Source organism: Chryseobacterium sp. LJ668, assembly GCF_019613955.1.
GTDB lineage: Bacteria > Bacteroidota > Bacteroidia > Flavobacteriales > Weeksellaceae > Chryseobacterium.
This window is the reverse complement of the sequence record NZ_CP080443.1, coordinates 1,154,722-1,167,482: the sequence shown is the minus strand read 5'-3', so window position 1 is coordinate 1,167,482 and position 12,761 is coordinate 1,154,722. Positions and strand designations below refer to the sequence as shown.

The 12,761-nt window shown below is 35.7% G+C and carries 14 protein-coding genes; 3 read left to right on the top strand and 11 right to left on the bottom strand.

Translation table 11 applies throughout. The features are described from left to right. Positions 1-54 precede the first annotated feature (54 nt). The gene (gene msrB, locus K0U91_RS05500; protein WP_220178694.1) at positions 55-582 is read left to right on the top strand and encodes a peptide-methionine (R)-S-oxide reductase MsrB; all 528 of its coding nucleotides are present in this window, start codon (positions 55-57) and stop codon (positions 580-582) included. A gap of 126 nt (positions 583-708) precedes the next feature. After that, the gene (locus K0U91_RS05495) at positions 709-1,467 is read left to right on the top strand and encodes a murein L,D-transpeptidase catalytic domain family protein (RefSeq protein WP_220178693.1); all 759 of its coding nucleotides are present in this window, start codon (positions 709-711) and stop codon (positions 1,465-1,467) included. Positions 1,468-1,515: 48 nt separating this feature from the next. On the opposite strand, the gene fabF is transcribed toward K0U91_RS05495, so the two are convergent. The 10 genes from fabF to K0U91_RS05445 form a co-directional block, all read right to left on the bottom strand. Next, positions 1,516-2,757, bottom strand: a complete 1,242-nt coding sequence (fabF, locus tag K0U91_RS05490) for a beta-ketoacyl-ACP synthase II (RefSeq protein ID WP_220178692.1) — start codon at positions 2,755-2,757, stop codon at positions 1,516-1,518. Between the two features lie 140 nt (positions 2,758-2,897). Then, positions 2,898-3,323: a PaaI family thioesterase gene (locus K0U91_RS05485; RefSeq protein WP_219970051.1), complete on the bottom strand. Its 426-nt coding sequence runs from the start codon at positions 3,321-3,323 to the stop codon at positions 2,898-2,900. 8 nt (positions 3,324-3,331) lie between these two features. Next, positions 3,332-3,937 (bottom strand): TetR/AcrR family transcriptional regulator, encoded by a 606-nt coding sequence (locus K0U91_RS05480; protein ID WP_219970052.1) that lies wholly within the window; start codon positions 3,935-3,937, stop codon positions 3,332-3,334. Positions 3,938-4,041: 104 nt separating this feature from the next. Further along, a complete protein-coding gene (locus tag K0U91_RS05475) occupies positions 4,042-4,458 on the bottom strand; it encodes an OsmC family protein (protein ID WP_219970053.1) in 417 nt (138 codons plus the stop codon). 91 nt (positions 4,459-4,549) lie between these two features. Next, the gene (locus K0U91_RS05470) at positions 4,550-5,422 is read right to left on the bottom strand and encodes a helix-turn-helix domain-containing protein (protein WP_220178691.1); all 873 of its coding nucleotides are present in this window, start codon (positions 5,420-5,422) and stop codon (positions 4,550-4,552) included. An 86-nt stretch (positions 5,423-5,508) separates the two neighbouring features. After that, the gene (locus K0U91_RS05465; protein ID WP_220178690.1) at positions 5,509-8,202 is read right to left on the bottom strand and encodes a TonB-dependent receptor domain-containing protein; all 2,694 of its coding nucleotides are present in this window, start codon (positions 8,200-8,202) and stop codon (positions 5,509-5,511) included. Between the two features lie 63 nt (positions 8,203-8,265). After that, positions 8,266-8,613 (bottom strand): hypothetical protein, encoded by a 348-nt coding sequence (locus K0U91_RS05460; protein WP_220178689.1) that lies wholly within the window; start codon positions 8,611-8,613, stop codon positions 8,266-8,268. A gap of 30 nt (positions 8,614-8,643) precedes the next feature. Continuing rightward, entirely contained in the window at positions 8,644-9,285 is a 642-nt protein-coding gene (locus K0U91_RS05455; protein ID WP_220178688.1) for a hypothetical protein, read from the bottom strand. Between the two features lie 110 nt (positions 9,286-9,395). Continuing rightward, the gene (locus tag K0U91_RS05450; RefSeq protein ID WP_219970058.1) at positions 9,396-10,082 is read right to left on the bottom strand and encodes a response regulator transcription factor; all 687 of its coding nucleotides are present in this window, start codon (positions 10,080-10,082) and stop codon (positions 9,396-9,398) included. A 32-nt stretch (positions 10,083-10,114) separates the two neighbouring features. After that, the gene (locus K0U91_RS05445; RefSeq protein ID WP_220178687.1) at positions 10,115-11,656 is read right to left on the bottom strand and encodes a sensor histidine kinase; all 1,542 of its coding nucleotides are present in this window, start codon (positions 11,654-11,656) and stop codon (positions 10,115-10,117) included. 196 nt (positions 11,657-11,852) lie between these two features. Between K0U91_RS05445 and K0U91_RS05440 the strand changes: the two genes are divergently transcribed. Then, positions 11,853-12,341: an SRPBCC family protein gene (locus K0U91_RS05440; protein ID WP_220178686.1), complete on the top strand. Its 489-nt coding sequence runs from the start codon at positions 11,853-11,855 to the stop codon at positions 12,339-12,341. A 31-nt stretch (positions 12,342-12,372) separates the two neighbouring features. Here the strand turns inward: K0U91_RS05440 and K0U91_RS05435 are convergent, their stop codons facing one another. Continuing rightward, the gene (locus K0U91_RS05435; protein ID WP_219970061.1) at positions 12,373-12,714 is read right to left on the bottom strand and encodes a hypothetical protein; all 342 of its coding nucleotides are present in this window, start codon (positions 12,712-12,714) and stop codon (positions 12,373-12,375) included. Positions 12,715-12,761 lie beyond the last annotated feature (47 nt).

The window sequence follows — 12,761 nt, the reverse complement described above, 5'->3', positions numbered from 1 at the left end:
GATGATCGATTGCGGATTAAAATTTGCATTCATCTTGGCGATTTATAATCAATTATGAAATTTTTGATTCCCATATTATTACTAATCTTTCTGCAGATGTGTTCGCAGACTCAAAAACCTGTTAAATCAACTCCTATGGAAAATATTGAAGCAAAAAACAATCCATATTATTCAAGAACAGACCGTACAAAGCTGAATGTATCGAACGAAGAATGGAAGAAAATTCTTTCACCTGATTTGTATGCCATTGCGAGAGAAGCAGCGACAGAAAGACCTTTTACAGGAAAATATAATGAATTTGACGAATTAGGAGAATATTACTGCGCGGTTTGTGGCAATCACTTATTCCGTTCAGATTCTAAATTTTCATCAACTTGCGGATGGCCAAGTTTCTTTGAAGCTGACAAAGAAGGTACGGCTTATAACAGAGATTCTTCTCACGGGATGGAAAGAATAGAAGTGGTTTGCAAACGCTGCGATTCGCATCTCGGTCATGTTTTCAATGACGGTCCTGCACCTACAGGAACTCGTTATTGCATGAATTCTGTTAGTTTAGAATTTGTTCCGGATTCGAAGAAATAACAGCTTAGTATCAGATAATCATTGCGTTAAACTTTCTTAAATTCAGTTAAACTTTTAAGTTTTAGACTGATAACTTATTATGTTTTTATAATTTTGCCTCACCAATTTTAATTAACATAATATTTAATGAAAGGATTTTATAGCTTATTAGGCATTGTGTACTTGATTTCAACTTCATTTTATCTGTCTCCAAAAAAAGCAGATAATAACAGAAATTTTAAGAGCACAAACAAAATAGAAACTATAGTTGAAACAAAATCTGTAAAAAATACAAGCGGCGTGAGTTCTTCCGAAGAACTATATAACTCAATACTATTTGAGAACGATCACAAAATTCAATTTGACGTATTTGCAAAAGCACTATTAGGATTCGAAAATCTTAAAAAAGCAGGAAAAATTGATCAAAATGCTCATTTACTTACCATCTGTGACTTTTCGATGTCTTCAAATACCAAAAGACTTTGGGTCATTGATACTGATGAAAAGAAAGTGCTTTTTAATTCTCTTGTAGCTCATGGGAAGAACACTGGTGAGGAGTTCGCTACCAATTTTTCCAATACCGAAAGCTCACTTCAAAGCAGTATGGGATTTTATATTACCGAATCTACGTATAATGGTGATAATGGGTATTCTCTAAAACTTTTAGGAATGGACAAAGGATTTAATGACGCAGCATATAAAAGAGCAGTCGTAATGCATGGTGCAGATTATGTAAGTGAAGAATTTGCAGCGATGCACAAAAGAATCGGAAGAAGCTGGGGTTGCCCTGCAATTCCGCGAAGTTTGGCAGAGCCTATCATCAATACAATAAAAGGAAAAAATTGTCTTTTTATTTATTATCCTGATGAAAATTACCTTTCCTCCTCAGAGTGGTTGAAAGCATAAATAAAAAGGCTGTTCTTATCGGAACAGCCTTTTTTATGTTTGTTAATCTTATTTAAACTTCTTAAAAATCAAAGTAGCATTATGTCCGCCGAAACCAAAGGCGTTGCTTAAGGCATAGTTAACCTCTTTTTCTTTCGCCTCGTTAAATACAATATTGATATCCCTCGGAATTCTTTCATCAATAGAATGCATATTAATAGTCGGAGGAATAATTCCGGTCTGGATCGCTTTTATAGAAAGTATTGCTTCCGCCGCTCCAGCTGCACCTAATAAATGGCCGGTCATTGATTTGGTAGCACTGATATCTAAATTGGTATTGCCTTTGAAAACTTTTGTGATTGCATTCAGTTCAATCAAATCCCCAAGCGGAGTAGAGGTTGCGTGCGGGTTGATGTAGTGAATCTCTTCAGCATTGATTTCTGCCTCTTCCAGAGCAAGTTGCATTGCTTTTATCGCTCCGGCACCTTCCGGATGCGGTGCGGTCATGTGATAAGCATCGGCAGTCATTGCTGCTCCTACCAATTCCGCATAGATTTTCGCGCCACGTGCTTTTGCATGTTCATATTCTTCAAGAACCAAAGATCCGGCACCTTCTCCCATTACAAAACCGTCTCTGTCTGTATCATATGGTCGGCTTGCTGCAGCAAAATCATCATTTCTGGTCGACATGGCTTTCATGATAGAAAATCCGCCAACTGAAGCGGGTGTAATTGCTGCTTCAGAACCTCCGCTGATGATAACTTTCGCTTTTCCAAGACGAATATAATTAAAAGCATCCATGATTGCGGTATTTCCGGTGGCACATGCAGAAACCGTTGTATAATTAATTCCCTGTAGTCCAAATTTCATTGAGATCATTCCGGATGCCATGTTGGCGATAAATTTCGGAACGAAAAACGGGTTAAAGCGAGGTGTTCCGTCACCTTTTGAAAATTCCATTACTTCATGCTCAAAAGTCCACATTCCTCCCTGTCCGGTTCCCCAGATAACACCTGTGTCAAACGGATCCATCTTTTCAAAATCCAATCCCGAATCCTGAATGGCTTCAGCAGAAGAATACATTGCATATTGGGTAAAAAGGTCACTTCTTTTAATCTCGTTGTGAGTAAGATGAACTTTTGGGTCAAAATTTTTCACTTCACAGGCAAAATGAACTTTAAATTTTTGGGTATCGAAATGTTTTATTAAATCTGCTCCGCTTTTTCCATTGATGCTGTTTTGCCAAAAATCTTCGACATTGTTTCCCAAAGGTGTTACTGCACCCATTCCTGTAATGACAACTCTTTTCATAAGTAGATTTTACTGTTGTTTTTAATATTTATGACAGTTTTCGGTCGTAAAAACTAGTGCCGATTTCATAAATAAAATTGTATTCTTTTAAAGTTCAATAATAGCATTAAAACTATGCCTAAGTATATTGGCTTTTATGTTTAATTGTTGATTTTAAATAAATTAGACGTTCCTCTCGCAATTAAGCGGGTCTTATTGGCATTCCAGATTTCACACTGAGCATTTACAAATTGTCTTCCTCTCTTAATGACTTTGGTTTCAGCAATAATATTATCATTCACTTTTGCCGTCGAGAAATAATCAATCGCATTATTAATTGTTGTTATGAATGATTTTTCATTTAAAGAAAACATTGTTGCACCAATAATATCATCCATAATTGCGGCTGTGACACCACCATGAAGATTCCCCATCGGGTTCAGCCATTCTTCTCGTACCGTGTATTGAAAAACTATCTGACCTTCCTCTGCTGAGATTACAACAGGATTAAGCCAGCGCATAAATGGTGAAGGAGATTCGGTGAATTCTTTGCCGATAAATGCTTGTAATTTTGAAAGTTTGTCCATAGCAGTGTTTATGATGGAATTTGTTTTATTTCCGTGTCGATGATTGATAAAACTTTATCTAACGCCAGATTAAGGTATTTTTCATCGTCGGTAGTTTTAGATAATAAAATGCCACCTTCGATCAGCATGATAAAGAGCGACGCATATTCTTCTGGATTTATTTTTTTATTAAATTCCCCACTTTCCTGTCCTTTTAAGATGATTTTTGATACTGTTTTCTTCCAGTTTTCAAAAGATATGGCAACCTGTTTTTTAAGATCTGGGAAAGTATCGTCAGATTCTGTTGCCGCATTCATAATCGGGCAACCTCCATTGGCGAAAACAAAATGCCAGTTTTTTCTATAAAAAGCAACAAATGCATAAAGTTTATCGAGTAAGCTCGGAAATTCATCGCCAAAAGATCTTAGTAAATTTTTCCCGAGCAAACCAGAATTAAACTTATAAACCTCTATGGCCAATTCATCTCTGTTTTCGAAATTTCCGTAAATACTACCTTTTGTAAGTCCTGTTGCTTCAGAAATATCAGATAATGACGTTCTTGTGTAGCCCTTGCTGTTGAACAAGGCTGCGGTTTTTTCGATGATAAACTGTTTTGTCTTTTCTGCTTTAGACATTTTTGCAAGAAATGTTTTGCAAATATAACAAAAATATACCAATCGGTATATTTTATTTCAAAATAAAGTCTGAGAATAATATTAAACTCAGACTTTTTATTTTATTACGCTAAAGTAGCATTCAAAGTGATCTCAAAATTGAAAGCTGCGCTTACGGGGCAACCTTCTTCTGCAATCTTTGCATATTTTTGAAAGTCTTCTTCAGAAATTCCGGGAACTTTTGCCGTTAATGTCAATTCAGACCTCGTGATTTTTCCGATACTTGGATCTAAAGTGATAACCGATTTGGTAGTCAGTTCTTCAGGAGTAAAACCTGCCTGAGTAAGTTCTGCACTCAGTTTCATTGTAAAACAGCCTGCGTGAGCTGCGGCCAATAATTCTTCAGGGTTTGTTCCCACACCATCCTCAAAACGGCTGCTGAAAGAATATTGTGTTTGATTAAGCGTGGTGCTTTGAGTCGTTAAGTGACCCTTTCCTTCTTTTACGGTACCGTTCCAAACGGCTGTTGCGTTACGTTTCATAATGTTTGAATTTTTTAATGTTAAATATTAATTGCTTTTTGATGATACAAAGATATGAACTGTATATTCCCAAATAAATAGATTAAAAGCATTAAATGTTGGACTTTTTTCCCGCGGAATAATTTTTCTTGAAATTGATAGGTGTGCTTCCCACTTTTTGGGTAAAAAGTCTGTTGAAATATGCGGGATCTTCATAGCCCAAATCATAGCCAATCTCTTTCACCGTTTTTTCGGTATAGAAGAGAAGTCTTTTTGCTTCCAGCAGAATTCTGTTGATGATATATTGATTGGGCGACTCTAAATTTAGATTTTTAAACTTGTGAGTCAATGTTTTGGGTGCGATATGAAGCATATCTGCATAGTCAGATACATGATGCTTTTCCCTGTAATGGAGTTCCAGATAGCGGCTAAAGTCCCGGAAAACATCTACTTCATGGGGGCTGATCTTCAGGTTTTCTGTTTCCATGTTTTGAATTTTCCATTTTCTTGTTGCACGGATGATGATCTGTTTCAAATAGGTTCTGATCATTTCTTCGGAGGAAGAATCTTTAGACTGCAATTCATCTTTAATATTATCAAATAAACTCTTGATGATCTTATTTTCAGAACCACTGAGTTCTACTTTTGGGTTCTCAAAAACATTGTGAAAAAGCAACCCGTCGCAGGCAACTTCTTTATCGTGGATTTGAATACAGTAAAAATCTCTGTTGTAATAAATTAAAGAAGCTTCATCAATATTTCCTTTCTTGATATCAAGAAATTGATAAGTAATGAAAAAAAGACTTGGAATTTCTGTTTTGTAATGATTAAAATCTACTGTAAGCTCATACCCTGCAGGAACATACAGAACCTTGATGTAGGGTTGCGTTTTTATACGTTCTACATTTTCAAAATTGTCTTGTGAGAAATGTCCGAAACCAAATTTTTTATAATCGTCTTCAAAAAATAAATCTGGTATACTCATATATTTTCTTTCAATGAAAGATACAAAAAAAGCGTGATGCAGTAAGATTAATTAATGACATCACGCTCTGCAGTTATTGTATAAGTCTAAAAACTCACATCCAACCCCAAGTAGAAGTTGGCCTTCATGATTGGGGCGTAAACCATTCCGCCGTCAAAATAATTTCCGAAAGGATTTTTAAAATCTACAATCGCATTTTTCTGGTTGTAAGAAGTCAGGTTTTCACCACCTAAATAAGCTCTTATTTTTTGGTTGAAATTTCTTGAAATCTGTGCATTCAAAACCGCATAAGATTCAGAATATGCAGGAATTTGAAACTCGACCGGATTACTTGCTGTGTTTGGCAGTCTTTGTTTTCCGACAACATTTAAAGTGGTGTCAAAACTCCAGAATCCACCTTTTGTATTTTTATTAGTAGCATACGCTAAATTTACAAAACCTCTATGCTTTGCCATAAACGGAACTTCTCTTCGCCCATCCATATAATCAGCTTGTACATCATAATATTTGTAAGCCAGTCTCACATCAAAGTTCTTGAAAGGCGAAAAGTCCCACTGCGTCTGAAAACTGTTGGCAAAAGATTTTCCTTCAAGATTATAAAAAGTCAGCTGTTGAGGTGAACGGTCAAGATCTACTAACACCTGATCCTGAAAATCTGTTCTGAAAAAATCTGCCATCAAAGTCGATTTTCTTCCGAATAGTTTGAATTCTTGTTGTAAACTTGCACCATAATTCCAGGCAATTTCAGGTCTTAAACCATAGATTTCTCCACCATTTTGTAAAATCTGAATGTTTCTGTTGGATGCAAAGTACTGTTGGTTTTCAGCAAAAACCGAAGCGGTTCTGAAGCCTCTTCCTGCAGACAATCTTAAAATAGTTTGTGGAGTAAAATCATATTTTAAATTTAATCTCGGTGTAAACTGGGTTCCTGCCAGATTATGAAAGTCGGCTCTTGCACCGGCAACTAATGTATATTGTAATCCTGTCAGAGTATATTCTGCAAAAATTCCGGGAACGACTTCGTTTCTTTTGAAATTATCGGTCAAATAATCTTCGTTGTACGTATCATACATGAAACTTGCACCGGTTTTATACTTATGATTCGTGTTTCCAATAATACTTTCAAAAATTAAATTTGAATAATAAGTATGCTGCTGTCCGGAATAATTTCTCAATCCGAAAAAGCTGTTTTGCTGGTGATAAACATACTGATTCATCCAGCCTAGACTTTGATAAGGTTTACCTTTAAAAACGTATCCTGTTTTGTTCCAGACCTGAAATCTTGAGAGGTCAATCCCGACTCCGTATGCGTCCTGTTTATCTTGTGGAAGCTTTTTGTCAAAACCTATTTGCCCGGCAGTTCTTTCATCTTTTACAAAATTAATTCCGAAGTGTGAACCAAAACCTGAGTGATCTAAGTCATTAAAATTCAACAAATAAGCTGCGTTGATCTGATTTCCTTTTGGTCTGTCAAGAAAGCCGTCATCATTCATGTCTGTATCTCCAAATGTTCCATTACCGTGGAGCAGGAAAGTCTGCGTCCAATGATCGTTTATCGGCTCTACGTGAGTAATGTTTGCTTCGGCTCTTCCGTTAAAATCTGAAAATAAATTTAAAGAAGTTTCAGACTTTTCAGAATGCTTGATGAGTTCTGTATTGATTTGTCCTGTGATACTCTCGTAGCCGTTGGTAACGGTACTACCGCCTTTGGTAAGCTGAATGCTTTCGATCCATCTTCCCGGAATCAGATTTAAGCCGTATGCAGATGCAATTCCTCTGATCTCAGGTAAAAGTTCTTTAGTTAAGCTCGTATATTTTTGGTCTAAACCCAACATTTTCAATTGTTTTGTTCCGGTCACTGCATTACTGAAAGAAACATCTACCGTTGCATTGGTTTCAAAGCTTTCGGACAAATTACAGCATGCAGCTTTTAATAATTCTTTGGAGTCGATATTAAAAACCAAACCCGCTTCTTTTTTATTGATTGAAGTAGCCGCTTTTGAAGCCGATAATTTTACTTCTTCGATATTTTTTTCGCCGGTATCGTTTTGGTGAGCAGGATCTGAATGATCATGCTTTTCAGGATTTTGTGTACCAGTTGCCTTGTCGGAATGGACATTGATATTGGTTTCTCCCAATGCAGTTTCACGATCATATAGGCAACAACCGGGAAGCTTTTTGTAAACATCATCTGTAGTTTTGTACTTTTCATTATCGTGGCCGACTTCAGCAATCTTTTTCAGGATCTGATCTGCTGAAGTTTTTGAAGAGTCAAAATCTAAAACGACAGTCTGCTTTTCTGCATCCCATTCTGCAGAATTTGCTCCGGCATTTTTTGCCGCGTTTTCAATTCTTGCTTTGCAAGATTCACAATTTCCTTTTACAAAAAATTCATTTTCAGCTTTTGAATGATCATGATTTTCTGTAATCGAAATTTTTGCAGAAGGAGCATCTCTTTCATAATGACAGCATCCCGGAAGCTTGTCGTAAGTTTCATCTGACGCTTTAAATTTTTCATTGTCATGTCCGGCTTCTGCTACTTTTTTGAGAATTTCTTCCGGTAAAACGTTTCCGGTGGTTTCTAAAGTAAGCGTTTGATTGTCTATTGAATATCTTGCGGCAGTTGCTCCAGCTTTCAATGCTGTTGATTCTATTCTTTCTTTGCACATCTCACAGTTTCCTTTTACTTGAAACTGGTTTTTATTAAGATTTTGAGCAAATATAAATTGTGTAAATAACAGGAATAAGCCAAGAAGTACCTTGGTTGTATATATTTTCATTTGTTTAAATTTAAGTTAATTAAAAACGATTCATTAAAATTTTAATGAATAATCTGGATATAATTAACTTAGTTTTGGCGGTTGCCAAATGTCTTTTAAACTGTTTGAAATGTAAGGATCAGAATATTGAAATCGTAAATTATTATCTGCATAATAATCAGAATAATCGAAGAAAATAGCTTTATTGGAAATATTTTCTACAAACGTATGACAAGTCATACAGAAAGAGCAGCAATCATCATTGCATGAAGATTTACCATCTTTTTTATCGTGGCTGCTGTGGTCTTTATTACAGCAATCATCAGTTTTTGAATCTGTTTTGCAGCAGTTTTCCTGTGAAGCCTGGGCATAAAAATTATCTTTAGGAATCAAGAAAATTCCCAAGCAAAAGATAATCAATAAAACCTTCATATACTTCACGGTGCAAAATTACGAAAAAATTTATAGAGCTTCACCTACTTTTTTAGCACAATCATGCCAAGGCTCACCATGCGCAGGATTCAACTTTGGTTTAGGTCCTGTATTTGCGGCAACCGCTTGTGGAGCAGATGTCGGAGTCTGTACCGGACTAGGCTTTGCAGATTGTTGCGGCGCAGGTTTACTGTTTAAAGCTTGTCCCACAGGAATATCACACCTATGACCAGGTTGTCCGTGCGGCGGGTTCATTCCCGGAGCGGTTTTTACCTGTTTTCCATTCTGATCAATCATTACCTTTCCCGGACTTACTGCATTGGGATTAATCTGAACAGAGTTATTTCCATTTACAGTTATGTTTTGTGCAGATGGTGCAGCAGAAGGAGCCGCCGCTTTGCTGTTTAAAGGCTGTCCTACAGGAATATCACATCGATGCCCCGGTTGCCCGTGCGGAGGATTCATACCTGGCGCAGTTGCAACTGATGGAGAGTTTTGTGTGGTCGTCTGAATTCCTGCCTGATTCAATAGGGAAGGTTGTGGAGCATTATTGACTGCAGCAGCGGGCTGCTGAACGCTATTTTCATCCTTTATGTATGTAGGCTTTTCGTCTTTTTTACAAGAAATAACCAAAATGCCTGCTGTAATTATTCCTAAAAATATATTTTTCATAGGTAGATTTATTGTTTAAATTCTCACCATTTATGTTGAAAAACAAAATTAGCAAAACATTTCCAAATGCTTTGCTAATTTCTCCTTTATGTTGATGTTTTAACGTTCGGTTAGTTTTTAACCAAAAGCCTGAAACCTTCGCCGTGTACGTTGATAATTTCTAATCCTTCATCATCTCTCAATAATTTTCTAAGCTTAGCAATGTAGACATCCATACTTCTTGCTGTAAAATAATTCTCTTTTTTCCAGATTTTTCTTAAAGCCAAGTCTCGCGGCATGAAGTCGTTTCTGTGAAGACAAAGCAATTTTAAAAGTTCATTTTCTTTAGGTGAAAGTTTGTACTCATTATCGCCTACTCTCAATTGTCTCAACATCGAATCAAAGAAAATGTTGCTAATTTTGAACTGTTCCTGCTCCTCATTTTCTAAGGTAGAACTTCTCTGTAGAATTGCTTTGATTTTGTATAAAAGAAGCTCAGTATCAAATGGTTTTGTGATATAATCATCAGCTCCCAATTGATAACCCTTCAGAATATCTTCTCTCATATTTCTTGCCGTAAGGAATATGATGGGTGTGTTTTTATCAATTTTTTTAACGTCTTCCGCCAAAGAAAAACCATCTTTTTTCGGCATCATTACGTCGAAAATACAGATGTCAAATTCGTTTTCTGTAAATTCTTTTAATCCTTGCTCGCCGTCTACAGCCAGTGTCACCTCAAAATTGTTGATGGATAGATAATCTTTCAAAACTGCTCCGAAACTCTGGTCGTCTTCTACTAATAATATTCTGTTGCTCATATTTTTTTTTTTATTTAAAAACTATTTTTATTTTACGACATCGGAAGTTTGATGATAAACGTGCTTCCTCTGTCTTTTTCTGAATCTACAATGACCTGGCCTTTATGAAGCTCAATGATTTTTTTCACATAAGAAAGTCCAAGTCCTTGACCTTTTACATTGTGAATGTTGCCGGTTTCTTCACGGAAGAATTTCTCAAAAATCTTGGTTTTGTTTTCTGTTTCCATACCCATTCCCTTATCAGAAATTTCTATGACGTACCAATTTCCTTCATTTCTTGTTTTTACATCTATTTCCGGGGCATCTGTAGAATATTTATTGGCATTATCCAATAGATTGACCAGCATATTTGAAATATGAAATTCATCGATCTTAAAAATGTATTTGCTGGCATTAAATTCCTGCCTTAGCGATCCGTTTCTTTGTGCTACAATCAGGCTGAAAGATTCTGTTGTTCTTTTGATGAGTTCTCTGACGTTAGTTTCTTTGAGGAATAATTTCACTTCATTCCTTTCAAGCTTAGACATATTGAGAACATTTTCCACCTGTTTTTTCATTCTGAGATTTTCCTGCTTGATAAGGCTAGAGTAGTATTTTACCTTTTCCGGATTGGTCGCAATTTTGTCATTGGCCAAAGAGTCTGTCGCCACAGAAATTGTTGCCAGAGGCGTTTTAAACTCATGAGACATATTGTTGATAAAATCTGTTTTGATCTCAGCAATTTTTTTCTGTCTCATCATGTAATTGATGGAAATAATATAAATTCCCAAAATGGTCAGCAAAGAAAGAAAGGTCCCCAAAAGCATCGGCCAGTTATTCATCGCTAAAGAATATTCCTTTTTCGGAAAAACTAAGGCCAATGTGTAGAGCGTACGGTCTTTGGTATCCGTAAATAGAGGGTAAGAATAGGTATTGCCGTCTTTTTTTTCTTTAAAAATTGTATTGACAACATTAGTAAGCTTGTTATTCTTGTCTGTAACACCATATCCGAAATTTGCTGAAATTCCTTTCATGCTAAGCTCTTTTGTAAGGATTGAGTCTAAAACTTTAGGTTCTACACGTTTCGCTATCGGAAGGTTATTTCCCGAAACTTTTACAAATTCTCTCATGCCCCAATCTCCGGTTTGTATATCCTGATTGATTTCCGATGTCAGCTGTTCTCTTTTTGTGGTGTCTCTTTTTATTTTGTATGCAGCTTCATCAGTGTAAAGAGTAGTTAAACTTAAAGAATCTCCTCTTTTCGATAAAGGGAGCTGTTTTTGCTCGATGAGATTTTTAGAATAGATAATTGATCTTTGTGTTCCGGAATCTAATGTCTGCTGAATGGTTGTCAATGAAGGCTGTTTGCTGTTTGAAATGATATTGTCTCTGAAATTGTCTTGATTGAGATATTTATCAACTTCCAATTCGGAAACTGTTTTTGAGGTGTTTTCAAGGGCCGTGTATACTTTGTTGGAAAATTCCTGTTCCAAAGCGCCATAATATCCTTTAAGCCAATAAAACTGCAGCGTCACAAATACAATCAGGGAGATTGTCATGAACACTGAGATTATAGGTATGAATTTATTATTCATTGAACTTAATTAATTTATAATTACAAATGTTAAAATTAAATATTTTATGACCACATAAACAAAAAATACGCCAAAAAATTGCATCCAGTTTCTTAAAATCCTATTTTTTAACATTTTTTTGGGAATTTGATCTATTTTAATGGCGAAATTGTATTTGTTTAAGTTTAATTTTTTATTTTTAAATAAAAATAGCAATATGAGTTTAGAAATTGTTTTTAATAAAGATTTTGATTCAAAAAGCATCTATGTAATGAAAGTATATGATGCAGAAGTTTCAAAAGTATGGGATTACTTTACTCAGCCGGATTTGCTCGACCAATGGTGGGCACCAAAACCTTGGAAATGTGAAACTGAAAATCTGAACTTTGAAGAAGGTGGTATTTGGTTCTATTCAATGAATGGTCCGGACGGCGAGAAAATGTATTCACAAGTGAAGTACGGTGAGATTAATGATGGAAGGAGTTTTGACGGAATCGATGCATTCTGTGACGAAAACGGAAAAGCAGATGAGAATTTACCTCAAACTAAATGGCTTTTAGGCTTCACAGGAGTGGAAGAAGGTACAAAGCTATCTGTAAATATGCATTTTCAAAATGAAGAGGATATGAAAAAACAACTAGAGATGGGTTTTGAAGAAGGTTTTAAAATGGGTTTGAATCAGCTCGAAGAACTTTTAAAAAAATAACAAAAAAGGAAGCAAATACGCTTCCCTTTTTTTATAATAATTCTTCTTCCTGAAAATAGTGAATAATCGCTTTTTTCATTAAAAGCTGCTGCTCATTTGGTTTCAGCTCCGGAAGCTTTTCCACTTCTTCAAAATGCGGATAACCATCTTTGTCGTAATGTGTAAATTTAAAATACCCAAAAGGTTCCAGAAGTCGGCAAACTGCAATATGAAGAATATTCAGCTTGTCGTCTTTCGTATATTTCTGTTGGCCACTTCCTAATTCCTGCACACCGATTAAAAATAAAATAGTGTCAATCTGCGGATGTTTTTCTGTATCGAAATTTATTTGAAAAAATTCTTCAACCTTAGCCCATAATTCTGCTTCTGTCATATTTTAAGAATTTGTTTTATTATTTAAATCAAGTAATTTAAACCTGA

Excerpts from the sequence above, each read along its gene's own strand:
- K0U91_RS05435 (WP_219970061.1), bottom strand. The coding sequence starts at position 12,714 with ATGACAGAAGCAGAATTATGGGCTAAGGTTGAAGAATTTTTTCAAATA.
- K0U91_RS05495 (WP_220178693.1), top strand. The coding sequence starts at position 709 with ATGAAAGGATTTTATAGCTTATTAGGCATTGTGTACTTGATTTCAACT.
- K0U91_RS05455 (WP_220178688.1), bottom strand. The coding sequence starts at position 9,285 with ATGAAAAATATATTTTTAGGAATAATTACAGCAGGCATTTTGGTTATT.
- K0U91_RS05480 (WP_219970052.1), bottom strand. The coding sequence starts at position 3,937 with ATGTCTAAAGCAGAAAAGACAAAACAGTTTATCATCGAAAAAACCGCA.
- K0U91_RS05460 (WP_220178689.1), bottom strand. The coding sequence starts at position 8,613 with ATGAAGGTTTTATTGATTATCTTTTGCTTGGGAATTTTCTTGATTCCT.
- K0U91_RS05450 (WP_219970058.1), bottom strand. The coding sequence starts at position 10,082 with ATGAGCAACAGAATATTATTAGTAGAAGACGACCAGAGTTTCGGAGCA.
- K0U91_RS05440 (WP_220178686.1), top strand. The coding sequence starts at position 11,853 with ATGAGTTTAGAAATTGTTTTTAATAAAGATTTTGATTCAAAAAGCATC.
- K0U91_RS05445 (WP_220178687.1), bottom strand. The coding sequence starts at position 11,656 with ATGAATAATAAATTCATACCTATAATCTCAGTGTTCATGACAATCTCC.
- K0U91_RS05465 (WP_220178690.1), bottom strand. The coding sequence starts at position 8,202 with ATGAAAATATATACAACCAAGGTACTTCTTGGCTTATTCCTGTTATTT.
- K0U91_RS05475 (WP_219970053.1), bottom strand. The coding sequence starts at position 4,458 with ATGAAACGTAACGCAACAGCCGTTTGGAACGGTACCGTAAAAGAAGGA.
- fabF (WP_220178692.1), bottom strand. The coding sequence starts at position 2,757 with ATGAAAAGAGTTGTCATTACAGGAATGGGTGCAGTAACACCTTTGGGA.
- K0U91_RS05470 (WP_220178691.1), bottom strand. The coding sequence starts at position 5,422 with ATGAGTATACCAGATTTATTTTTTGAAGACGATTATAAAAAATTTGGT.
- K0U91_RS05485 (WP_219970051.1), bottom strand. The coding sequence starts at position 3,323 with ATGGACAAACTTTCAAAATTACAAGCATTTATCGGCAAAGAATTCACC.
- msrB (WP_220178694.1), top strand. The coding sequence starts at position 55 with ATGAAATTTTTGATTCCCATATTATTACTAATCTTTCTGCAGATGTGT.